At 66.2% G+C, this 21,735-nt stretch carries 18 protein-coding genes and 1 pseudogene; 9 read left to right on the top strand and 10 right to left on the bottom strand.

Translation table 11 applies throughout. The features are described from left to right. Positions 1–9 precede the first annotated feature (9 nt). Together JQK15_RS05950 and JQK15_RS05945 are read left to right on the top strand one after the other, a co-directional pair. Positions 10–978, top strand: coding sequence for a magnesium and cobalt transport protein CorA (locus JQK15_RS05950; protein ID WP_099232697.1), 969 nt, complete (start codon positions 10–12; stop codon positions 976–978). Positions 979–1,063: 85 nt separating this feature from the next. Beyond that, on the top strand, positions 1,064–2,059 hold the full coding sequence (locus tag JQK15_RS05945) for an AraC family transcriptional regulator (protein WP_214864185.1): 996 nt from the start codon (positions 1,064–1,066) through the stop codon (positions 2,057–2,059). A gap of 4 nt (positions 2,060–2,063) precedes the next feature. Here JQK15_RS05945 and JQK15_RS05940 read toward each other — a convergent pair whose 3' ends face one another. The 4 genes from JQK15_RS05940 to JQK15_RS05925 all read right to left on the bottom strand — a co-directional run bounded on the left by JQK15_RS05940 (position 2,064) and on the right by JQK15_RS05925 (position 5,125). Beyond that, a complete protein-coding gene (locus JQK15_RS05940; RefSeq protein ID WP_136187161.1) occupies positions 2,064–2,903 on the bottom strand; it encodes a TauD/TfdA dioxygenase family protein in 840 nt (279 codons plus the stop codon). Between the two features lie 18 nt (positions 2,904–2,921). Then, positions 2,922–3,695, bottom strand: a complete 774-nt coding sequence (locus JQK15_RS05935; RefSeq protein WP_214864183.1) for an SDR family NAD(P)-dependent oxidoreductase — start codon at positions 3,693–3,695, stop codon at positions 2,922–2,924. Beyond that, entirely contained in the window at positions 3,692–4,447 is a 756-nt protein-coding gene (locus JQK15_RS05930) for an SDR family oxidoreductase (RefSeq protein ID WP_214864182.1), read from the bottom strand. Before JQK15_RS05930 ends, JQK15_RS05935 begins: the two co-directional genes overlap by 4 nt. Positions 4,448–4,555: 108 nt before the next feature. Beyond that, positions 4,556–5,125, bottom strand: a complete 570-nt coding sequence (locus tag JQK15_RS05925; RefSeq protein ID WP_214864181.1) for a TetR/AcrR family transcriptional regulator — start codon at positions 5,123–5,125, stop codon at positions 4,556–4,558. 148 nt (positions 5,126–5,273) lie between these two features. Between JQK15_RS05925 and JQK15_RS05920 the strand changes: the two genes are divergently transcribed. Genes JQK15_RS05920 through JQK15_RS05910 form a run of 3 tightly spaced genes read left to right on the top strand, consistent with a single transcriptional unit; the run spans position 5,274 to position 7,339 of the window. Then, positions 5,274–6,446, top strand: coding sequence for an FAS1-like dehydratase domain-containing protein (locus tag JQK15_RS05920; protein WP_097382962.1), 1,173 nt, complete (start codon positions 5,274–5,276; stop codon positions 6,444–6,446). Between the two features lie 41 nt (positions 6,447–6,487). Next, complete coding sequence (locus JQK15_RS05915; protein WP_004212448.1) at positions 6,488–6,736, top strand: hypothetical protein; 249 nt, start codon at positions 6,488–6,490, stop codon at positions 6,734–6,736. Between the two features lie 12 nt (positions 6,737–6,748). Continuing rightward, positions 6,749–7,339 carry a TetR/AcrR family transcriptional regulator gene (locus JQK15_RS05910; protein WP_214864179.1) on the top strand — a complete coding sequence of 197 codons (591 nt, stop codon included), beginning with the start codon at positions 6,749–6,751 and terminating at the stop codon, positions 7,337–7,339. A gap of 38 nt (positions 7,340–7,377) precedes the next feature. Here JQK15_RS05910 and JQK15_RS05905 read toward each other — a convergent pair whose 3' ends face one another. From JQK15_RS05905 to JQK15_RS05890, 4 genes are all read right to left on the bottom strand, one after another. Continuing rightward, positions 7,378–7,692: a hypothetical protein gene (locus JQK15_RS05905; RefSeq protein ID WP_214864176.1), complete on the bottom strand. Its 315-nt coding sequence runs from the start codon at positions 7,690–7,692 to the stop codon at positions 7,378–7,380. Between the two features lie 125 nt (positions 7,693–7,817). Beyond that, a complete protein-coding gene (gene nagA / locus JQK15_RS05900; RefSeq protein ID WP_214864174.1) occupies positions 7,818–8,951 on the bottom strand; it encodes an N-acetylglucosamine-6-phosphate deacetylase in 1,134 nt (377 codons plus the stop codon). Then, entirely contained in the window at positions 8,951–9,994 is a 1,044-nt protein-coding gene (locus JQK15_RS05895; protein ID WP_214864172.1) for an SIS domain-containing protein, read from the bottom strand. Before JQK15_RS05895 ends, nagA begins: the two co-directional genes overlap by 1 nt. A gap of 8 nt (positions 9,995–10,002) precedes the next feature. After that, on the bottom strand, positions 10,003–10,746 hold the full coding sequence (locus JQK15_RS05890) for a GntR family transcriptional regulator (RefSeq protein WP_010339098.1): 744 nt from the start codon (positions 10,744–10,746) through the stop codon (positions 10,003–10,005). 200 nt (positions 10,747–10,946) lie between these two features. On the opposite strand from JQK15_RS05890, the gene JQK15_RS05885 reads away from it, so the two are divergent. The 4 genes from JQK15_RS05885 (at position 10,947) to nagE (ending at position 20,152) form a co-directional block, all read left to right on the top strand. Next, positions 10,947–13,607: a TonB-dependent receptor gene (locus JQK15_RS05885; protein WP_214864170.1), complete on the top strand. Its 2,661-nt coding sequence runs from the start codon at positions 10,947–10,949 to the stop codon at positions 13,605–13,607. 130 nt (positions 13,608–13,737) lie between these two features. Continuing rightward, positions 13,738–16,014 (top strand): beta-N-acetylhexosaminidase, encoded by a 2,277-nt coding sequence (locus JQK15_RS05880; protein ID WP_214864168.1) that lies wholly within the window; start codon positions 13,738–13,740, stop codon positions 16,012–16,014. Then, the gene (gene ptsP / locus JQK15_RS05875; RefSeq protein WP_214864165.1) at positions 16,011–18,479 is read left to right on the top strand and encodes a phosphoenolpyruvate--protein phosphotransferase; all 2,469 of its coding nucleotides are present in this window, start codon (positions 16,011–16,013) and stop codon (positions 18,477–18,479) included. Before JQK15_RS05880 ends, ptsP begins: the two co-directional genes overlap by 4 nt. Next, a complete protein-coding gene (nagE, locus tag JQK15_RS05870; protein WP_214864163.1) occupies positions 18,476–20,152 on the top strand; it encodes an N-acetylglucosamine-specific PTS transporter subunit IIBC in 1,677 nt (558 codons plus the stop codon). Before ptsP ends, nagE begins: the two co-directional genes overlap by 4 nt. On the opposite strand, the gene JQK15_RS27650 is transcribed toward nagE, so the two are convergent. Together JQK15_RS27650 and JQK15_RS27645 are read right to left on the bottom strand one after the other, a co-directional pair. Further along, the gene (locus tag JQK15_RS27650; protein WP_502956795.1) at positions 20,149–20,907 is read right to left on the bottom strand and encodes an ATP-binding cassette domain-containing protein; all 759 of its coding nucleotides are present in this window, start codon (positions 20,905–20,907) and stop codon (positions 20,149–20,151) included. The genes nagE and JQK15_RS27650 overlap by 4 nt on opposite strands. Before the next feature lie 330 nt (positions 20,908–21,237). Beyond that, positions 21,238–21,630: pseudogene (locus JQK15_RS27645) on the bottom strand (ATP-binding cassette domain-containing protein); the annotation flags it as partial. Positions 21,631–21,735 lie beyond the last annotated feature (105 nt).

The following is a 21,735-nucleotide window of genomic DNA, read 5'->3' as shown; positions in this document are numbered from 1 at the left end:
GAGGCCCGAATGACCGTCATTGCCGCCTATCTCTATCGCAACGGCCAACGCGTGCGCGAAGTGTCGATCACCGAACGGATCGACTGCGCCGAAGACAAGTCGGAATTCGTCTGGATCGGCGTTGCCAGCCCGACGGCCGAGGAAATGCGGACGCTGCAGCAAAATTACAATCTCCATCCGCTGGCGGTGGAGGACGCGATCAAGGCGGATCAACTGCCCAAGGTCGACATTTATGGCGAGCAACTGTTCGTGGTGGCACGGACTGCCCATGTCGAGGAGCGGGCGATCGCCTATGGCGAGACCGCGATCTTCGTCGGCCACAGCCATATCATCAGTGTCCGCCATGGTTCGGCGCGCGGGCATATCGAGCTGCGTCATGCGCTGGAGGCGGTGCCGGACCGACTGGCCCATGGCGTCGATTATGTGCTGCACGCCATCCTCGACTTCATCGTCGACGGCTATCTGCCGATCGTCGAGGGGATCGAGGAGGAAGTGCTGACGATGGAGCAGCACACGGTCGACAATTTCCTCGGCCGCGACGAGATCACCCGCATCTTCAACCTGCGGCGCCAGTTGATCCGTTTCCAGCGCATATTGGGGCCGATGCAGGAGGTCGCGACCAAGTTCGTCAAGATCGACCTGCCCTGCATCGACCCGGAAACCCGACCTTATTTCAGCGATGTGCGCGACCATGTGAGGCGGGTACAGACGATGGTCGACGATCTGCGCGAGGTGCTGAATTCCGTCTTCGAGTTCAGCAATTTGCTGGAACAGCAGCGCACCGGCACGATCACCCGTCAGCTTGCCGCCTGGGCCGCGATCCTGGCGGTGCCGACCGCAATCGCCGGCATCTACGGCATGAATTTCGAGCATATGCCCGAGCTCAAGACCCGCTACGGCTATTTCGTCGTACTGGCGGTGATCCTGCTGATCTGTTCGATCCTCTACCGGCGTTTTCGCAAGCTCAACTGGCTCTGATCGCATCGCCCCGCCGAAATGGGGCCGCGGTCACTTGACCTATTCGGACAGGCGGTGCCAGCCTGTCCGAATGGAAGGTCAGGCGATGGATGAGAGGCGCGACGCGTTCGAGGCGATCAATGCGCATATGCTGCGGTTCCTGCCGGAGCTGGTGGCGGAACTGGGCGGCGAGGCGCCGGACAGCGGTGATGCGTTGCCCAGCTATCGCCAGACGATCGCGCTGATCGAGGATGCGGCGCATCGGCTTGGCTGCCCGGATTTCGGCATGCGTCTTGCCCTGCGGCAGCGCGGCGTTGACCTGTTCGGGCCGCTGGGCGACGCGATGCGCAACGCGCCGACCTTTGGCGCGGCGATCGATTATGTGTGCAGCCATAATTATGCGCACAGCCTGGCGGCTTCGGTCTGGCTGCGCCGCTTTCCCTCGGTCCGCCATGTCTTCGTCGGGCACGACATATTGCTCGACGGCGTGCCCAACCGGGCGCAGGCGATGGAGCATATCCTGCTGGTCGGCCATCTTTTCGCGATGGAACTGACCGGTGGCCGGGCACGGGCGCGACGGGTGCATTTCCGTCATCAGCCAATCTCGCCGGCGCGCATCTATCGCCGCTATTTCGGATGCCCGGTCCATTTCGGCCAGAATGAGGACGGGATCAGCTTTTCCGAGCGCGACATGGCAAGCCCGGTGATCGACCGGGACGCTGCGGTCTTCGCCGCCGTCACCGCCTATATCGAACGCGAATTTCCCTATCGCCACCCGCCGCTGCATGCGCAGGTGCGCGGCATCGTCATGCAATGGCTGTGGACCGCCCATTGCTCGAATGATCGGGTCGCAGCCGAACTGGGGCTGCACCCACGCACGCTGCACCGCCGGCTGGCGACGGAGGGGACGAGTTTCCAGAAGATCAAGGACGAGGTGCGACGTGACATATTGCGCTACTATCTGGAGCAGACCGACATGGACTTCGCGCATGTGTCGGAGAAGCTCGGCTTTTCCGAACAGTCGGTGATGACGCGCAGCTGCAATCACTGGTTCGGCGCGTCACCCACGCGGTTGCGGGCGCGGTTGCACGCGCCCGCCTGATCCTTCAGCCCGCAATCGAGGTGCGGTGCATCATCCGCCCGGAATCGCGGGCATAGGGCACCACCCGGTGCAGCGCGCCGGTATTGCTCCAGATGACGAAATCGCCGGCCTGCCACTGATGCTGATAGACGAAATCGGGCTGGGTCGCCCATTCGTTGAGCCGGGCGATATAGGCGCGGCCATAGGCCAGCTCCATGCCGACGATCCGGTCGGCGGTGGACCCGACGATCAGGCTCTTGCGGCCATTCTTGTGGGTCTGGACCAGCGGCCTTTCCTTCTCGACGCCGATCGCCAGCTTGCCCTTTTCCGCTTCGGGAATGGCGTCGGCGATCGAGCGCAGGCTGGCGGCGACGCTGTGGATGATGCGCAGATCCTCGATCTCGGCGCGCTGCGCTTCGGGCATCTGTTCATAGGCGGCGAAGGTGTTGGCGAATTCGGTCTGGCCGCCCTTGGGCGCCAGGCGCCGGGCCGAGAGCAGGGTCGCGAGCGGTGGCGGCATCTCCATCGGCATGCCGTCCATGTGCCAGAAGAAGGTGCCCAGCACATATTCGGGCGCGCGGTTGATCTTGCGATCGAGCGTCACCTGATAGACGTCCTCGTCCTTGTTGGTCGTCGCCTCGCTGGTGAGGTTGAGCCGCCCGCCGAGCAGGTCGGTGAAGGCCAGTTGCTCCTCATTGGTGAAATGGACCTGCGGCATGACCAGCACGGTCCGTTCCTCCAGCATGTCGCGACACTGGGCGACAACCTCGGGATCGAACAAGGCCTCCCGATCGGCCTCGACCAGCGCGCCGATCAGCGGCTTGACCGGGCGGAAGGTGACGCGGCTCTTGTGAATGACGTTCATGATCCTGCTCCTTCGATCTCAACCCTGTTCGGCGGCCATGCCGGAAAAGCCGATGCAATAGCCGCCATCGACCGGCAGCAAGGTGCCGGTGATGTAGGACGCCTCGTCACTGGCGAGGAACAAGGCGGCATTGGCGATCTCGCTGGCGAGGCCCCATCGGTCCATCGGGATACCGGGCACGCGGAAGATGCCCGGCGGCGGTTCGGGATGGTCCTTGGCCATCGGCACCAGCCCGGTCCAGATCGATCCGGGCAGCACGGCGTTCACGCGGATATTGTGCGCGGCATAATCGAGCGCGGCGCATTTGGTCATCTGGCTGACCCCGCCCTTGGCGGCGGCATAGACGCCATGCCCCTTCCATCCGACCATGCCAGTGGCCGATCCGATATTGACGATCGCGCCGCCGCCGCTCTCCAGCATGGCGATCACGCCATATTTCATACCCAGAAACACGCCCTTCAGATTGACAGCATGGACTCGGTCCCAATTATCGCTGCTCTGTTCGTGCAGCGGCATGATGCCGCCGCCGAAGCCGGCATTGTTGACGAGGATGTCGACCCGGCCAAAGGCGTCGCAGGCGGTGGCGATCATCGCCTGCACGTCCGCTTCCTCGGCCACGTCGACATGCAGGCCGATCGCGCCGTTGCCGATCGCCGCAGCCACATCGTCCTGCGCGCCGCTGATGTCGGCGCACAGCACCCGCGCACCTTCCTGTGCGAAGCGCTGCGCCATCGCCTTGCCCATGCCTGATCCTGCGCCGGTGATGACCGCGCTCTTGCCCGCCAGCCTCATGGCATCGGCTCCGTGTCGATGGTCGGCTGGATCAGGATGCGGCTCACATTGGCGCGGCGCGGCAGGCTGACGGCCAGCAATATGCCCGCAACGATATCGTCCGGCGCCATCGCCCCGTCCTTGTGGGTGTGCTGCTGGATCATGTCGCGCCATTGCGGGTCGGAGATGGAGCTGGCGATCTCGGTCGCGGTGGCGCCCGGTTCGATGATCGACACGCGGATGCCGGCCTGGCCGCCCTCCTGCCGCAGGCTTTCGGTGAAGCCGGTCAGGCCGAACTTGCTGGTCGAATAGGCGGCAAAGCGCCAGCCCGAGCGGCGCCCGGCGGTCGAGGAGATGTTGACGATGTCGCCGCTGCCCTGTGCCTTCATCACCGGGAAGGCGGCGCGGCAGGCATGGATGGTGCCCATCAGGTTGATGTCGATCACCCGCTGCCACTGGTCGCTGGTCAGGCTTTCGATCCCGCCCGCCTCGTTGACGCCGGCGGAGTTGATGAGAATGTCGAGCCGGCCGAACCGCGCCACCGTGTCGGCGACGGCGGCTGCTGCATCTGCCTCGACCGAGACGTCGCCGGGCAGGGCGAGCGCGGTGCCGCCTGCTGCCTCGATCCGGGCGACCAGCGCGTCGAGCCGATCGCGACGCCGTCCGTTGACAGCGATGTTGACACCCTCAAGCGCCAGCGCGAGCGCTGCCGCCTCGCCAATGCCGGAGGATGCGCCGGTGATCAGCGCGACCTTGTTTTCCAGTGCTGCCATGACCTCTCCTTGCCCCGCTGGCCTGTGCTCGACCGCGATGCTGAACAGGTTATTAGCAGGTGTTGGGTGAGGGGGGCGATGGTGGAGCCGGCGATAGCGCCGGGGCGATCATTTGGCTTCGAGCTGGTCCAGCATGGCCTCGATCATCGCCAAGGCTTGGTCATGGCCTTCGGTCAGGCCAAGCGCCGTTTCGCTGACCAGCATGCGGGCGAGCGAAGCGGCGATCATCACCAGGCCGCTGGCCTGACCTACCTGATCGGCGGGGAGCAGCGCCGCGACGGCCTGCGCCTGATGCGCGCGGAACGCCTGGGCGGCGGTGACGATCTCGGCCCGCACCGCCTCGCGATGATGGGCGATGGCGCTGAGTTCGGCCGCGAGCGCAGCGGTGGAGGGATCGCGCATCATGTCCCACATGGCGCGCAGCGGGCTAGGCGCGGCGAGGGCCTCGGCGAAGCGGGTCATGCGCCGCTCGTTGATCCGCTGCACCACGGCGCGGAGCAGATCGTCCATGGTGCGGAAATAATAATAGAGAAGCTGGGTCTTCAAGCCCGCCTGCTGCGCCACCTGCCGCGCGGAAATGCCATGTTCGCCGACCTCTGTCAGGATCGCTTCGGCCGCGTCGATGAAGCGGGCGCGGTTCTGCGATCCTTCGGCGCCAAGTCTGCGAGCGGTAGCCATATCGTCCTTTCCATCCTTCTCCGCCTTCGCTTCTGGGCAATTTTGCGAGGCGCGGCAATGGCCGGGCGCCTGTCCATTTTGGTCAAGTCGCGGTGCCGGGGCGTCGCTAGCCTTGGCGTCAAACAAGGCATTTGCGGAGAGACGATCCATGACCAGCCCGACGCTCGATTGTTCGGATATCGACAATTATCTGGGCAAGCCGATCCAGCCCGCGCGGATGGTCGAGCCGATCAACAATGGCGATATCCGCCGCTGGGTGCAGGCGATGCATTATCCCAACCGGCTCCATTATGACGCGGGTTATGCCGCGCAGAGCCGCTGGGGCGGCATGGTCGCGCCGCAGAGCTTTGCCGTGACGATGGACTGCGCCCATGGCTCCGCGCCGTCCTGCATCGGCCGCGTGCCCAATTCGCACATGCTGTTCGGTGGCGATGAATGGTGGTTCTATGGCCCGCGCATGGTGGCGGGCGACCGCATCCTCAACGAACGCATCCCGTTCGACTATACGGTCAAGGATACCAAGTTCGCCGGCCCCACCTGTTTCCAGCGCGGCGATAATTTCTATTATAACCAGCAGGGCGACCTGATCGCCAAGCAGCGCTCCACCTCGATCCGCTACAGCCAGGAAGCTGGCAAGGACAATGTGCCGACCGAGGGTTTTGACGATCCGGTCTGGACCGATGATCAGCTGGAGGAACTGGAAGCGCGCAAGATGCAGTGGATCCAGATGCTGCATGACCTTGGCCATGACCGGCGCTGGTGGGACGATGTGACGGTCGGTGCGGCGCTGCCAGAACGGGTGGTCGGCCCGCATTCGATCGTGTCCTTCGCGACCGAATGGCGATCCTATATCTTCACCCAATGGGGCGGCACCCACCGGCGCACCGACCTCGACATGGAGGCGCTGGGCTTCGTCAAGGAAATGGCGGGGCATGAGAATGACCCGGTGATGGAGGCGATCAATCCCGAATTCACCGACGGTGCCTATGTCGGCCCGTCGCGTGGCCATCTCTTCCCGCGCTGGGCCCGCTTCATCGGCATGCCGCGCGGCTATGGCTATGGCGCATCGATGGGGGCGTGGATCACCGATTATTTCGCCGGTTGGGCCGGGGAATGGGGGATGATCCGCCATTCCGCCTGCAATTATCGCAGCCCGGCGCTGACCGGCGACATCACCATCACCACCGGCACCATCCTCGACAAGTTCGTGGATGAGGACGGCCGGCACATGGTGCAGGTCGATTGCCGCATGGCCAATCAGGCGGGGGCCGTACTGGCCACGGCCAAGGCGGAGATCGAACTGCCCAAACGGCCGGCCTGATCCGTCTGGTCAAGCGCGCCGCGCTGTGGGATAGCGCGGCGATGGATTTAGACGATCAGTTTCGCCATTATTTCGGCACCGACGACCTGGCCAGCGTACCGCCCGAGGGCATGGCGGCCGGGATCGAGCGGATGCAGGTGGCCTTCGGGCTGGAGACCGACCGCCCCCGGCGCTTCGCCCTGTGGACGTTGCTCTACATGCTGGGCGCGGCGCCTGATCTGGATGTCGCCTTCGAGGATGAAGCCGATCGCAATGCCGCGCGCGACGTGATGGACATGCTGGACGAATAGGCCGCAGGCGCGATGGAGAAAGGCATAACCCGCGCCGGCAGGAAGGAACGCGCATCGGCGCGCGGCGCCCTATTGGCCGCGACCGAGAGGCTGATGGTCGAGGAGGGCTATGCCGCCGTCACCACCCGGCGCGTGGCCAAGATCGTCGGGGTAACACCGGCGCTGGTCCATTATCATTTCGCGACGACCGACGACCTGCTGCTGGCGCTGTTCCGCAGCCTGTCGGCCCGGTTCAAGGAGGAACTGGCGAACCGGCTGGATACGCCCGATCCGCTACGCGCGCTGTGGCAGCTCAATTCCGATCCGGATGGCAGCGCGATCGTGCTGGAGTTCATGGCGCTGTCCAACCATCGCAAGGCGATCCGCCAGGAAATCGCCGCCTTCGTCGAGGAATTGCGCGATATCCAGACGCGGGCGATCGGCGCGGCCGATGGCGCGGGGCTGTCGCCTGTGGGGCTTTCCGTGCTGGCGGCGGGCATGGCCCGGTCGATCGTGATGGAGCAGAGCCTGGGCGTGACGCTGGGCCATGACGAGGCGCTGGCCATGGTGGAGGCGCTGATGCGCCATGCGACCGGCAAGGATGCCGATGGGCGAGGCACCTGACAGATTAGCCGGCGCGACAATGCGCGCCGGCCTTACTCTTATTTCTTCACCGGGATCTTGTTGAGATCGGCCTGCACCTTGGCAAGCGCGGCGTCGGTCAGCGTGTCCGCGGCATATTGCTGCACGCCCTTCAGCGTCATCGAACGCGCCATGTCGATCTGCGGATTGGCGGTGAAGCCCGGCAGATTCTTGTCGAGGACGGCCTTGGTCGCCGGATTGTCGAGCAATGTGCCGATGTCGGTCGTCTCCACGCTATAGGCCGGGGCGGGCGCGGCGGCAGGGGCCTGCGCCATGGCGATGTGCGGCGTGGTCGCAGCGAAGATCAGGCTGGTGGCGATCAGGACAGTTTTCATCGGCATCCTCTCAAGGCAACAGGTCTGGTCCCGACGTCCGGTGGCCGTGAGACGATCTGTATCATAAGCGCGCCCGAGCAGGCAGGGAACCGGGGCGTGATCCAACCGCCCCGGCGATGTTTGGTTCAGTAGCTGCCGCCGATCCAGCTGCGCACGACGGCGCCCTGGGCATCCAGTTGCAGCAGGTCGGCGCGCAGGCCGGGCGCGATGCGACCGGTTTCGGCGGCAAGGCCGAGGAAGGCGGCCGGGGCCGCCGATGCCATGGCGATGGCGCGTTCGATCGAGACGTCCAGCATGGCGACGCTGTTGTGGACGGCGGCGATCATGTCGAGATTGGAGCCCGCGAGCGTGCCGGCATCATCGGTGCAGGCGCCGTTGCGGACCAGGATATGGCGACCCTGGAGCATGAACTCGTCCGCGTCGGAGCCGACCGAGGGCATGGCGTCGGTGACGAGCATCAGCGTGCCTTCCGGCTTGCAGCGCAGCGCGATCTTGAGCGCGGTGGCGCTGACATGATGGCCATCGACGATGATACCGCAGGTCACGCTGTCCTGTTCCAGCGCGGCGCCGACGATGCCGGGCTTGCGCGATCCCAGTGGCGACATGGCATTATAGAGATGGGTGACGCCCGACAGGCCGGCCTCGACCGCGCCGATCATGTCCTCATAGCAGCCATTGCTGTGGCCTGCCGCGACGATCACGCCGCGCTCCACAAGCTGGCGCACCATGTCGGGCGAGGTCCGCTCGGGTGCCAGCGTAACGAGGGTGCTGCCGCGTTTGAGCGAAGACAGCACTTCCAGCCCCTCGGCATCGAGCGGGCGGATCTTGTCGCCGTCATGAATGCCCTTGCGCTCGATATTGAGATAGGGCCCTTCGATATGGATGCCGAGCACGCCCGGCACGCCGGCCTCGATCGCGGCGTCGACGGCGGCGACTGCCTGGCGGATGACGGCCAGATCGTCGCTGATGAGCGTCGGCAGGAAGCCGGTCGTGCCGAAACGCCGATGGGCGGCGCCGATCGCGGCGATGCCTTCGACCGTCGGAGCATCATTGAACAGCACGCCGCCGCCGCCATTGACCTGCGTATCGATGAAGCCGGGCACCAGCCGGTCGCCGCCCAGATCTCGCCGCGCGACATCGGCCGGGACATCGGCGTCGGGCAGGATCGCAGCAATGCGATTGCCCTCGATCAGCAGCGCCTTGCCGGCATGGAAGTGGCCGTCGATCAGGATCGACCCGTTGACCAGAGCGTGACGCATCAGAGGGTCTCCGTCACCTTGGCAAGGTGCGGGGGCTGGTCCGGGTTGAAGCCGCGCCGGACCGACAGTGCGTTGACCGCGCGGTAGAAGGCCTGGACCTGCAGCATCGGCTCGATCGCCGAATGGGCGGCGGGCACCGGCAGGTGGATGGCGCCATCCACCGGCTCGCCGGCGATCAGCACCTGGCCGCCGCGCGCAACGACCTCGCGCACCAGTTCATCGACGCTTTCGGCGGTCTCGTCCGCCTGGCGGAACACCAGCAGCGGGAAATCTGGACCGACCAGCGCCATCGGGCCATGCTTGACCTCGGCCGCGCTGAACGCTTCGGCATGGAGGCCGCTGGTTTCCTTGAATTTGAGCGCCGCTTCCTGCGCGATGCCAAAGCCGATGCCGCGGCCGATGACGTAGAGGCCGCGCGCGGTGGCGAGCTGTTCGACGAGCGGCGTCCAGTCGCAGGCCCAGGCCTGGGCGAGGAGGGCTGGGGCAGTCTCCAGCGCCGCCAGCAATTCCGCATCCTCGCTCCAATGGGCGGCAAGGTTCAGCAGGCTGGCGATCGATGCGATGTAGGATTTGGTGGCGGCGACGCTGCATTCCGGCCCGGCATGGAGCGGAAGCAGCGTATCGACCTGGCCGGCGAGCGGCGAGTCGGCGACATTGACCATCGCGACGGTCCTTGCGCCTGCGCTTTTGGCGGCATCGACCGTGGCCAGGATGTCGGGGCTCTTGCCCGACTGCGAGATGGCGATGGCCAGCATGTCGGCGAGCGCCGGGGCGGTGCCATAGACTGAGGCGATCGAGGGTGCGGCCGAGGTGGTCAGCAGGCCCAGGCGTGTTTCGAACAGATATTTGGCGAAGGTCGCCGCATGATCGGAACTGCCGCGGGCACAGGTGACGATGCCGCGCGGCGGATTTGCACGCAGGCTGGCGGCTAGCGCCTTGACCGTTTCGGCGTTGGCGGCGAACTGGCGGGCGATGACGGCGCCGGCCTCTGCGGCCTCGGCGAACATCAGGGTATCTTGCGGATTGAGCATCGTGTCAGGCATCTTTTCGGTCAGGCGCGCATGTCGAGTTCGGCAACAAAGTCATAGGCATCGCCCCTGTACCAGCTTTGCGTCGCTTCGATGACGCGGCCATCGTCCAGGAAGCCGCGCCGTTCGATGTAGAGGCCGGGCGCCCCTGCCTCGATGCCCAGCAGCTTGGCCTGCTCGGCGTTGAACAGGACGGCGCGCAGGCGCTGGAGGGCACGGACCGGACGGTTGCCGGCGGCTTCCAGGGCGGCATAGAGCGAGGCGCCGACGACATCGACACCGTCGAGGCCGAAGCCGGGAATGGTCGAATATTCGAGTGCCATCGCGACATCGTCGGCATAGCGGATGCGGTTGAAGCGGTAGACGGCTGCGCCGGGGCTGAGGCCCAGCGTCAGCGCGTCGTCGGGCGTCACCGCGCCGACGCTGCGGCCGAGCCACTCGCTGCGCACGGTGCGGCCGCGCGCAGCCATATCCTCGGAAAAGGAGGAGAGTTTGGCGAACTGCTTCTCGACCCGGTTGGCGACGAAGGTGCCGGCGCCCTGCTTGCGCACCAGCAACCCTTCCTCGACCAGGGAATCCAGCGCCTTGCGCAGGGTGATGCGGGACACCGAGAGTTCCGATGCCAGGTCGCGTTCGGGCGGCAGCGCCTCATTGGGCTTCAGTCGCTGGGTGCGCAGCGCTTCGCGCAGCGCGTCTTCGAGCCGGCGATAGAGCGGGCCACCGCCCAATGCGTCGAGCGGTCCAATCTGTTCGGCAAGCAGCGGCATCTCGTCTCCACCAGCATCTGTGTTGTTTGCACATTAAGACCAATTAAATACCATATGCCAGTGAAAAATTTCAAACGCCGTCACAATTTTGAAAATATCCCTCTTGACGGCGATATGACTTCGGCGGATGGTCTGCTTATTGGTATGCAGTTGGTCCGCCCAATTGGTGCCATGCATCAAATATAAATAAGGGGTGAGATATGGGGATTCGGACTTTTCTGGTCGGTACCGCCAGCGCCATCGCGCTGTTTTCCGGTGCCGCGCATGCGCAGGGAAGCGATGCTTCCGCGCCGGACGCCGATGCAAATGCCAGCGATATCGTCGTCACCGGCTATCGTGCCTCGCTCGCCAAGGCGATCGACGTCAAGCGGAACGCTGACGCGATCGTCGACAGCATTTCCGCCGAAGATGTCGGCAAATTCCCCAATACCAATGTCGCCGAAGCGCTGACGCTGGTGCCCGGCGTCACCGTCGACCGCCAGTTCGGCCAGGGCGAAAAAGTGTCGATCCTGGGCACCGATCCGGCGCTTAACCGCACCCTGCTGGACGGCCAGACCGTGGCATCGGCCGACTGGTTCATCCTCGACTCGCCGGGCCGCACCTTCAACTATGCGCTGCTCGCGCCGCAGCTGGTCGGCCGGGTCGATGTCTACAAGTCGCCCGAACCGCGCATCGACGAAGGTTCGATCGGCGGCACGGTCAATGTCGTGACCCGCAAGCCGCTGGACCTGAAGCCCTTCACCATGGCGGGCCAGCTTGGCTATCTCTACAATGATCGCTCGAAGAAGGGCGATATCCAGGGGTCGGCGCTGGTCAGCTGGCATAATGAAGAGGGTACGTTCGGCATTCTCGCCTCGTTCCAGCGCGCCAAGGACCGGCTGCGCCGCGACGGCGTCGAAACCTATGGCACGATGAAGGCCGACCAGTGGGCCGGCGGCAATGCCGACAATCCGGTGGACTCGCGCGACAATGGTTGCGTCGGCGAATGCGCCACCACGCTGAGTAATAATCTCGACGCGATCAGCCCCAACGCCTTTGGCACCTCCTATTTCGAACAGGGCCGTGAGCGCCTGACCTATTCGGCCACCGCCCAGTGGAAGCCGGTCGACGAGCTGACCCTGGAAGCGAGCTGGCTCAAGATCGACGCCACCTACAACAACCTCAACCAGTCCATGTATGCCTTCCAGGGCAATACCTGGAACAGCCTGGGCGCGCTGACCGGGCTGGAGGTCAATAACGGCATCGTCACCAGCGCGACCTTCAAGAATGCGCTGTCGGTGCTGGACGTCCAGTATCGCGAGGCGGAGATGAAGTCCGACACCTATCGCGGCAAGGCGCGCTGGGACGGCGGCACCTGGGATCTGACGGTCGAAGGCGGCCTGTCGGACGCGGACGGCGGCACCAAGCGCCAGGTCTTCCTCGAATTCCTGAACTGGGCGGATTATACCGTGAATATCGGCGGCGCGCCCAAGTCGCCGGGTTCGCTGAGCTATGCCACCGACGTTCAGGGCAACCCCAATGCCTTCGTGACCGATCCGGGCTGGAGCGGCAACACCGTCACCAAGCCGACCAGCGACAAGGAGCGTTACGGCCAGGCTGACCTTGGCTTCGATTTCGACGGTGCTTTGAAGCGCATCCAGATCGGCTATAAATATCGCCATCACGAGACCGGCCAGCAATATGCGGGCATCGCGCTCAATGGCCTGGGCGTCGCCGCGGCGCAGTTCGATCCCAAGACGGTCGCGGGCAATTATCTGCGCGGCTTCAGCGGCGTGAACGATCAGATGACCGACCGCTTCATCATCAGCGGCCCGTCGATGGTCGACTATCTGGAAGGCCAGACGCTGCCGACCCCGTCGATCTTCGCGGCGGCGGAATTTACCGCCGGTAACTGGAACATCCAGGAGGATATCAACGCGGTCTATGCCCAGGCCAATTTCGACACCGGCACGCTGCGCGGCAATTTCGGCGTGCGCTATGTGAACACCAAGACCGACAGCGCTGGCTATGTCTGCAATCCGGGCGCGCCCTGCAACAGCGCAGCCGACTGGACCTGGCAGACGACCAAGCGCAGCTATGACAACTGGCTGCCCAGCGCCAACATCGCCTGGACCGCGCAGCAGGATCTGATCGTCCGCTTCTCCGCCGCCAAGGTGATGTCGCGTCCCAACTATGCCGACATGACCAATTATTTCTGGCTGTCGGACACCGTGCTGACCGGCGGTGGCGGCAACCCGAACCTGAAACCCTATACGTCGGGCAATCTCAACGCCTCGGTCGAATGGTATTTCAAGCAGGGCTCGATCCTGTCGGCGGAAGTCTTCTACAAGGATATCAGCAACTATATCCTGCAGAAGACGGCTCCCGAGAGCTATTTCAACCAGTCGCAGGGCCGGGTGACGACCTATCAGATCAGCCGTCCCTACAATGCCGGCTCGGCCGAGGTGAAGGGTTTTGCCGTCGCCTATCAGCAGAACCTGCCCTATGGCTTCGGCATATTGGCCAACTACACCTATTCCGACGGTTCGGGTGAAGGCGGCCAGGCGCTGCCCTATAATTCCAAGCATCAGGCCAGCGTCAGCCCCTTCTTCGAAAGCGGCCCGGTCGCGCTGCGCGCCACCTATACCTGGCGGTCGAAATATTTCACCGGCATCGACCGTGGCGACAATATGTTCGTGCGGGACTCCGACAATCTGGACGTGTCGGCGACCTATAATGTCACGCCGCAGATCGGCATCACCCTGTCGGGCATGAACCTGACCGACGCGGAATATTATGCCTATGCCAACACCACGGCACTGCCGCGCGGCGTCTATCGCTCGGGCCGCAAGTTCCTGGCGACGGTGAACTTCAACTATTGATTGCCTCGCCTGTCAGAAGGCGCATGACTTGAAGACGGCGGGACGGAACGCAACAGCGTCCGCCCGCCGCACGTCCCTTGTCGCGTCCGCGCGGCGCGGCAAGGGCACGCTATTTTCGGGAGCCTGTTTCGTGATCCGTGCCCGCCGCCTGACGCTGCTTGCGTCGCTGATGCTGTCCGGCATCGCCACCGCCCCGGCCATGGCCGAACTGCCCCGCCTGTTGCCGGTGCCCGCGCAGATGCGGGAAGGGCAGGGCAGTTTCCAGATTACATCCGCCACCCCGATCCGGGTGCCTGTCGATGATGCTGCGGCCCGTAACGCGGCCGAGCGGTTCGCCGATCTGGTCGCGCGCAGCCGGGGTTTTCGTCCCCGGATCGAGACGGGCGCTGACGCCAAAAATGCGATAGTGTTCCGCCGCGCCAAGACCGGTGCTGCGGAATCCTACACCCTCGACGTGACCGGCAAGGGCGCCACGATCGCCGCTGGCGACGATGCTGGCCTGCTCTATGGCGCGGTGACGCTGTGGCAGGCGATGACGCAGGATCAAGCCGCTGGCCCGGTATCGGTCGCGGCGATGCACATTGCCGACGCGCCGCGCTTCCAGTGGCGCGGGCTGATGCTCGACAGCGCCCGCCATTTCCAGTCGCCCGCCTATGTCCGCCAGTTGATCGACTGGATGGCGGTCAACAAGCTCAACCGGCTGCACTGGCATCTGGTCGATGATCAGGGCTGGCGTATCGAGATCCCCAAATATCCGCGCCTCACCGAAATTTCCGCCTGGCGTGCGCCCGCCGGGGCGCCCGGCGCGCCGCCACTGCCCAAGGTCGGCGGCTTCTACACCCAGGCCGAGATTCGCGAGATCGTCACCTATGCCGCTGCGCGCGGCGTCATGATCGTGCCGGAGATCGAGATGCCGGGCCATGCGCTGGCGGCGATCCGCGCCTATCCTAAGCTCGGCATGGGCGTGCCGATCCCGCCGGGCGCGGAGTCCGACTGGGGCGTCTTCCCCTGGCTCTACAATGCCGATGATGCGACATTTGCCTTCCTCGAAGATGTGCTGACCGATGTGATGGCGCTGTTCCCGTCGCCCTATATCCATATCGGCGGCGACGAGGCGGTGAAGGACCAGTGGAAATCCTCGCCCGCGATGCAGGCGAAGATGAAGGCGCTGGGCATCAGCAGCGAGGATGCGATGCAGGGCTGGTTCATGCACCGCATCGACGATTTCCTGACGAAACATGGCCGCAAGCCGATAGGCTGGGACGAGATATTGGAAGGCGGCGCCTCGCCCCATGCCACCATCACCTCCTGGCGCGGGATCGAGGGTGCGGTGACGGCCGCCAAGTCGGGCCATGACGCGATATTGAGCCCGGCCCCGATCCTCTATTTCGACAATCGCCAGGGCTTCGGGCCGCTGGAACCGCCGGGGCGTGGCCATCTGTCCGACCTGCACAGCGTCTATGACTTCAATCCCGAGCCCGAAGGACTGAGCGCCGCCGAGCAGCAGCATATTCTGGGGCTGCAGGGCAACCTGTTCACCGAGCATGTCCGCACCGAGGAACGCGCCCAGTGGCAGCAATTTCCGCGCGGCAGCGCCGTCGCCGAAATCGGCTGGTCGCCGGTAACAAGCCATGATTTCGCCAGCTTCATGGACCGGCTGGTGCCGCAGATGACGCGGATGGGGACGCTGGGCCTGAAGCCCGCGATCAGCGCGCTGACGGTGACGGCGAAGACCGACTATGCGCCGGGTGACAAGAGCACGCGGGTGACGCTGGAAAGCCAGTCGGGCTTCCCGATCCATTATACGCTGGACGGCAGCGCGGTGACGCCGCGCGCGCCGCTCTACAAGGACGGTCTCAGCTTGCCGGTTGGTACCCGGCTGCGCGCCGGCACCGCCTGGCACGGCGGGATGATGCCGGGCGCGATCGACATTGGCCTCGACGCGTCCTTCCTGCGCCGCCGCACCGACGAGCAACTGGCAAGCTGCGCCAACAAGGTGGTGTTGTCGCTGGAGGATGATGCCCCGGCGCAGGGCGAGCGGGCGCATTTCCTGACCGATATCCTTGAGCCCTGCTGGCTCTATGCCGACGCTCCGGTCGGCGGCGCGTCGAAGATTGCGATCGATGTCGGCCAGCTGCCGTTCAATTTCCAGATCGGCAAGGATCGCGACGCCATCCATTTCCGCGCCCCGGCGACCCCGGCGGGCGAAGTGGAGGTGCGCGCCGGCGGTTGCGAGGGCAAGCGCATCGCCGTGCTGCCGCTGGCGCCGGCGGTCGGCAATCCGGAAGTCACCCGCCTGGTCGCGCCGATCACGCCGCGCAGCGGCAAGGAGACCTTGTGCATCACCTATACGGCGAAGGATGTTGAGCCCCTATGGGCGATCAAGCAGGTGGAACTGATCCCATGAGCGGCATGATGGCCAGCGTGACGTTGCGCGCGCCCCTGGCGGGCTGGCTGGCGCCGATCGAAAGCGTGCCCGACCCGGTCTTTGCCGAGCGGATGATGGGTGAGGGCTTTGCCATCGACCCGATCGAAGGCGAAGTGCGCGCGCCGGCCGACGCGACCGTGCTGACGGTGGCGCCGACCGGCCATTCGGTCTCGCTGCGGCTGGCCAATGGCGCCGAACTGCTGATCCATGTCGGGCTGGAGACGGTGACGCTGGGTGGTAAGGGTTTTACGCCACAGGTGAAGCCGGGCGATGCCGTGGCGACCGGAGACCTGCTAATAGGCTTCGATCTCGATGCGGTAGCCGAGGGGGCCAAGGCGCTGATCACGCCGATGGTGCTGGCGGGCGAGGGTTATGCCCTGTCGCTGGAGCCGCTTGACCGGCTGGTCGGCTGGCAGGATGGCGTTGCGCGGATCACGGCGCTGGCGCCTGGAGCGGTCAAAGATGACAGCGAAGGTGACAGCCATGAGCGGGTCGTGCGGGTCGATGCGCCCCATGGCATCCATGCCCGCCCGGCCGCGCGGATCGCGGCGCTGCTGCGCACCTTCGTCGCGCCGGTGGCGATCGTGCGGGACGGCAAGAGCGTCAATGCGCGCAGCACCGTTGCGCTGCTTGGCCTGGGCGTGCGTAGCGGCGATGAGATCATCGTCCGGGGCGAGGGCAGCGATGCCCGCGCGGCGGTCGAGGCGCTGGTGGCGCTGATCGCAGCGGGGCTGGGTGAGGAGGCGAAGGCCGATCATCCCGCGCCCGCGCCGGTCGTGCCGCAGCACGGCCCGGTGACGGCCGCGCCGGGCCTGGCGATCGGACAGGTGGTGCAGCTGCGCGTCGCCGATGTCGACGTGCCGCGCGACGGGCAGGGCGGAGCGGCCGAACATGCCGCGCTCGCGCGGGCTATGGCGGCGGTCGATGCCGAATTGTCGGCCGGCCATGGTCTGGCGGCCGAGATTGCGGCGGCGCATCGCGCGCTGCTGGCCGACCCGGAATTGGCCGAGGCGGCGGGGCGCCAGATCGATGCCGGGCGCAGCGCAGCCTTTGCCTGGCGCCATGCGACTGCGCAGGCGGCCGAGGCGATCCGCGCGACTGGCGATCCACTGCTGATGGAGCGTGTCGCCGATCTTATCGACATCGAGCGGCAGTTGATCGCCGCGCTGCTTGGCACCGAGGCCAGCGCGGTGCCGGTGCTGCCCCCTCAAAGCATATTGATCGCTGAGGATCTGCTCCCCTCGCAGTTCCTGGCGCTCGATAGGGACCGTCTGGCCGGAATCTGCACGGCGGCCGGCGGTCCCACATCCCATGTCGCGATCCTCGCGGCGTCGGCCGGCATCCCGATGCTGGTGGCCGCCGGTCGGGACGTGCTGGCCATTGCCGATGGGCGCACGGTCATTCTTGACGCGGACGGCGCGCGACTGGACGCCGATCCGGGCGTGAACACATTGTCGGAGGTCAGCGAACGGATTGCCGCCGCGCGGGAGCAGCGCAGCCGTGATCGGGCGCAGGCCCATGCCGATTGCCGCATGGTCGACGGCACCCGGATCGAGATTTTTGCCAATCTGGGATCGCAGGCCGATGCCGCCGCCGCCGTGGCGGCCGGGGCGGAGGGGTGCGGCCTGCTGCGCACCGAATTCCTGTTCCTGGAGCGGGAGGAGGCGCCGGACGAGGCCGAGCAACGGGAAATCTATTCCGGTATCGCAACGACATTGGGCGATCGCCCGCTGATCGTCCGCACGCTCGACATTGGCGGCGACAAGCCCGTGCCCTATCTGCCGATGGCGGCCGAGGACAATCCGGCGCTGGGCCTGCGCGGCGTGCGCCTGAGCCTCGCCCGGCCGGACCTGATGCAGGTGCAGTTGCGCGCGATCCTGCGCGCCGTGCCGGCGGACCAGTGCCGCATCATGCTGCCGATGATCGCCGACCTGTCCGACTATCGCGCGGTCAGGGCGATGCTGGACGCGGAAAAGGCGGCTCTGGGCATCGATGCGCCGGTGCCGCTCGGGGTGATGATCGAAACGCCGGCGGCGGCGATGCTGGCCGACATGCTGGCGGTCGAGGCCGATTTCCTGTCGGTCGGCACCAATGACCTGACCCAATATACGCTCGCCGTCGATCGCGGCAATGCGGCGGTGTCGCACCGGATCGATGCGCTGCATCCCGCCGTGCTGCGCCTGATCCGCGAAGTCGGCCGCGGCGCACAGCGTCATGGCCGCTGGGCCGGCGTCTGTGGCGGCCTTGCCTCCGACCCGCTCGCCGCACCGATCCTGATCGGCCTCGGCATCACCGAATTGTCCGCCACGCCCGCCGCCATCGCCCGGCTGAAGGCGGTGGTGCGCACGCTCGACATGGGCCGCTGCATCGACCTGGCAGAGCGCGCCTGCGCCGCCGAAAGCCCCGCCGCCGTGCGCGAAATGGCCCAAGGAGTCCTGGCATGAGCTTCCGTCCCGCCACCCTGCTGGCCCGGCTGCAACCGCTTGGCCGGGCGCTGATGCTGCCGATCGCGGTGTTGCCGATCGCCGCGCTGCTGCTGCGCCTTGGCCAGCCCGACATGCTCGCCATTCCCTTCGTCGCGGCGGCGGGCGACGCGATCTTCTCCAATCTTGGTCTGCTGTTTGCGGCCGGTGTCGCCGTGGGTCTCGCCCGCGAAAATCATGGCGCGGCGAGCCTGGCCGGCGTGATCGCCTATCTGGTGACGACCGAGGGCGCGAAGGTGCTGCTGGTCCTGCCGCCCGACGTAGCGGAGGCGGCGCAGGCCGCCTGGCGCGCCAAGGAAATCGCCAAGGTCTCCGTGCCCGCCGGCATCCTGTCGGGCATCGTCGCGGGCCTGCTCTACAACCGCTTTTCCGACATCAAGCTGCCCGATTATCTGGCCTTCTTCGCGGGACGGCGCTTCGTGCCGATCGTCGCGGGGCTGGCCGGCCTGTTCGGCGCGCTCATGTTCGGCCTCGGCTTCCCCTGGATAGAGGCGGGGATCGATCGCCTCAGCCAATGGGTGGTGGCGGCCGGGCCGCTCGGCCTGTTCGTCTATGGCCTGCTCAACCGGCTGCTGCTGATTACCGGGCTGCACCACATCATCAACAATGTCGCCTGGTTCCTGCTCGGCGATTTCCATGGCGCGACCGGCGATATCAAGCGCTTCTTCGCGGGTGATCCGACCGCTGGCGGCTTCATGTCAGGCTTCTTCCCGGTGATGATGTTCGGCCTGCCGGCCGCCTGTCTTGCCATGTATCGCACCGCCTTGCCCGATCGGCGCAAGCGGGTCGGCGGCCTGCTGCTCAGCCTGGCGCTCACCTCTTTCCTCACCGGCGTGACCGAGCCGATCGAGTTCAGCTTCATCTTCCTGGCGCCGATCCTCTATGTCGTCCATGCGGTGCTGACCGGCCTGTCGATGGTCGTCATGGACGCGCTGGGCGTGAAGCTGGGATTCGGCTTTTCCGCTGGCCTGTTCGACTATCTGATGAACTATGGCCTCACGACCAAGCCGCTGATGCTGATCCCGGTAGGGCTTGTCTATTTCGCTGTCTATTATGCCACCTTCAGCTGGTGCATCCGCCGCTTCAACCTGAAGACGCCGGGGCGCGAGGATGAACCCGCCGCTGCGGCCGAGGTGCCAAGCGTGACCGGTGCGCGCGGGCCGGCGATGGTCGCGGCGCTGGGCGGGAAGTCCAATGTACGATCGGTCGATGCCTGTACCACCCGACTGCGGCTGGTGCTGGGCGACAGCGCAATCGCGGACGAGGCGCGGCTGCGGGCATTGGGCGCACGCGGCGTCGTCCGCCTGCGCGATGGCGGTTTCCAAGTGGTGCTGGGGCCGATCGCCGATCAGGTCGCAGCGGAGATCCGCAGCGCGCTAGCCGGGCATGATCCGGCGCCGATCGCAGGCACGTCCGATCTGGTCGCGCTGCTCAAGCGCGCCGGCGTGCGCGCCGTCGAGCCGCGCGGCACGCGTCTGCTGGTGCGCGTCGATCGGCCCGCTGCCGTGGATGCGGCCGCGTTGCAGGGCGCCGGGGTCAAGGCCTGGGTGCTGCCGGCATCGGCCGATGGCTGGCTGCACCTGATCCTGGGTGACCAGGCGGAGCCGTTGGCGGATGCGTTGCGGGCCGCCTAGCCGAGTGCGATTCGGCGCGTGATGCCGATCGCGTCGAGGAAGCGCTCGTCATGGCTGACGACCAGCAGGGCGCCGTCATAGCCGCGCAGTCCCGCTTCCACTGCCTCGATGGCTTCGAGGTCGAGATGGTTGGTCGGCTCGTCGAGGATCAGCAGCGGCGGCGGTGCGCTGCCCAGCACACAGGCCAGGCCCGCGCGCAGCATCTGCCCGCCGCTGAGGCTACCGACGCGCTGCAGCGCGGCGTCGCCGCGAAAGCGGAAATGGGCGAGCAGGGCGCGACGGCCATTTTCGTCCAGTTCGGGATGCAGGCGCGCGAGATTGTCCGCGATCGACAGCGCGGGATCGAGCAGTGCGGCGGTCTGGTCGAGCACGGCGTGACGCACCGGCCGGTCGATCCGCCCGGCCAGCGGCGGCAATGTGCCGGCCATGGTCGCAAGCAGGCTGGTCTTGCCCGATCCATTGGGGCCGGTGATGGCGATCCGTTCCGGCCCTTCGACCAGAAGGTCGACATGCGCCAGCAAGGGCGTTGCGGGATCATGGCCGACGCTGACATCGGTGAGGCGCAGGACGATCCGATCCGGCGCAAGGCCGGTCGAGGGCAGGGTGATGCGGATCGGTTCCAATATCTCGATCCGGCTGCGTGCGGCCTGCGCCTGGTCCTCCGCCTCGGCGCGCAGCCGCTCCGCAACATGGCGACCGGCGGCGGAGGATGCCTCCGCCTGGTTCTTGCGGGCGCCGATCAGGATGCGGGGCATGTCGCCGCGCGCGCCCTTGCGGGCGCCGGCGGCGTCGCGTCGCTGCTGGCGCTCGGTCGCGACCTGGGCCTTGCGCGTGGCCTGCTTCACCTGTCGTTCCGCGATGTCGAGATCATGCTCGGCAGCGGAAAGTTCGACCGCCTTGCGCTCGCGATAATGGGACCAGTTACCGCCATAGCGCTGGGCGCCGAGGCCGGTGAGTTCGACGATCGCGTCGACCCGCTCCAGCAATTCGCGATCATGGCTGACGAGGATCAGGCCGGCGCGCCAGCCATCGACCAGTTCGGCGACCGCCGCGCGCCCGGCCCGGTCGAGATTGTTGGTCGGTTCGTCGAGCAACAGGAAATCGGGTGCGTCCAGGATCGCGCCGGCAAGCGCCGCGCGGGTGCGCTGGCCGCCCGACAGGGTGCAGAGCCGGGTATCCGGCCCGGCAGCGAGTCCGACCCGCTCCAGCGCGGCGTCGATCCGGCTTTCCAGCGTCCAGTCGGCTTCGGCCAGTTGCTCGGCCGTGGCATCGCCGCTTTCGGCGAGGCGCAGCAGGGCGATGGCATCGGCCACGCCCCACAGATCGGCGATCCGCTCATCCGCGCCGAACTGCACGGCCTGGCGCAGGCGGGCGAGCCGGCCCTGCACGGCGATGCTGCCGCTGCTGGGTGTGAGATCGCCGGCGATCAGGCGCAACAGGGTCGTCTTGCCGACGCCGTTGCGGCCGACAAGGGCGGTGCGTTCGCTCTGGAAACGAAGGTCTAGGCCGGAAAGGACGGACTGGCCGTCAGGCGTGGTCCAGCCGAGATTGGAACAGGATATTGCGGGCATGAGCATGAATTT

Origin of the sequence: Sphingobium sp. BHU LFT2, from assembly GCF_018604485.1 — a bacterium.
Lineage (GTDB): Bacteria > Pseudomonadota > Alphaproteobacteria > Sphingomonadales > Sphingomonadaceae > Sphingobium > Sphingobium yanoikuyae_A.
Note: the sequence above shows the minus strand (reverse complement) of the source record. Positions and strands in the feature narration are given on the sequence as shown.

Coding starts and splice junctions, on each gene's coding strand:
- JQK15_RS05950 (WP_099232697.1), top strand. CDS start 10: ATGACCGTCATTGCCGCCTATCTCTATCGCAACGGCCAACGCGTGCGC.
- JQK15_RS05945 (WP_214864185.1), top strand. CDS start 1,064: ATGGATGAGAGGCGCGACGCGTTCGAGGCGATCAATGCGCATATGCTG.
- JQK15_RS05940 (WP_136187161.1), bottom strand. CDS start 2,903: ATGAACGTCATTCACAAGAGCCGCGTCACCTTCCGCCCGGTCAAGCCG.
- JQK15_RS05935 (WP_214864183.1), bottom strand. CDS start 3,695: ATGAGGCTGGCGGGCAAGAGCGCGGTCATCACCGGCGCAGGATCAGGC.
- JQK15_RS05930 (WP_214864182.1), bottom strand. CDS start 4,447: ATGGCAGCACTGGAAAACAAGGTCGCGCTGATCACCGGCGCATCCTCC.
- JQK15_RS05925 (WP_214864181.1), bottom strand. CDS start 5,125: ATGGCTACCGCTCGCAGACTTGGCGCCGAAGGATCGCAGAACCGCGCC.
- JQK15_RS05920 (WP_097382962.1), top strand. CDS start 5,274: ATGACCAGCCCGACGCTCGATTGTTCGGATATCGACAATTATCTGGGC.
- JQK15_RS05915 (WP_004212448.1), top strand. CDS start 6,488: ATGGATTTAGACGATCAGTTTCGCCATTATTTCGGCACCGACGACCTG.
- JQK15_RS05910 (WP_214864179.1), top strand. CDS start 6,749: ATGGAGAAAGGCATAACCCGCGCCGGCAGGAAGGAACGCGCATCGGCG.
- JQK15_RS05905 (WP_214864176.1), bottom strand. CDS start 7,692: ATGAAAACTGTCCTGATCGCCACCAGCCTGATCTTCGCTGCGACCACG.
- nagA (WP_214864174.1), bottom strand. CDS start 8,951: ATGCGTCACGCTCTGGTCAACGGGTCGATCCTGATCGACGGCCACTTC.
- JQK15_RS05895 (WP_214864172.1), bottom strand. CDS start 9,994: ATGCCTGACACGATGCTCAATCCGCAAGATACCCTGATGTTCGCCGAG.
- JQK15_RS05890 (WP_010339098.1), bottom strand. CDS start 10,746: ATGCCGCTGCTTGCCGAACAGATTGGACCGCTCGACGCATTGGGCGGT.
- JQK15_RS05885 (WP_214864170.1), top strand. CDS start 10,947: ATGGGGATTCGGACTTTTCTGGTCGGTACCGCCAGCGCCATCGCGCTG.
- ptsP (WP_214864165.1), top strand. CDS start 16,011: ATGAGCGGCATGATGGCCAGCGTGACGTTGCGCGCGCCCCTGGCGGGC.
- nagE (WP_214864163.1), top strand. CDS start 18,476: ATGAGCTTCCGTCCCGCCACCCTGCTGGCCCGGCTGCAACCGCTTGGC.
- JQK15_RS27650 (WP_502956795.1), bottom strand. CDS start 20,907: ATGCCCCGCATCCTGATCGGCGCCCGCAAGAACCAGGCGGAGGCATCC.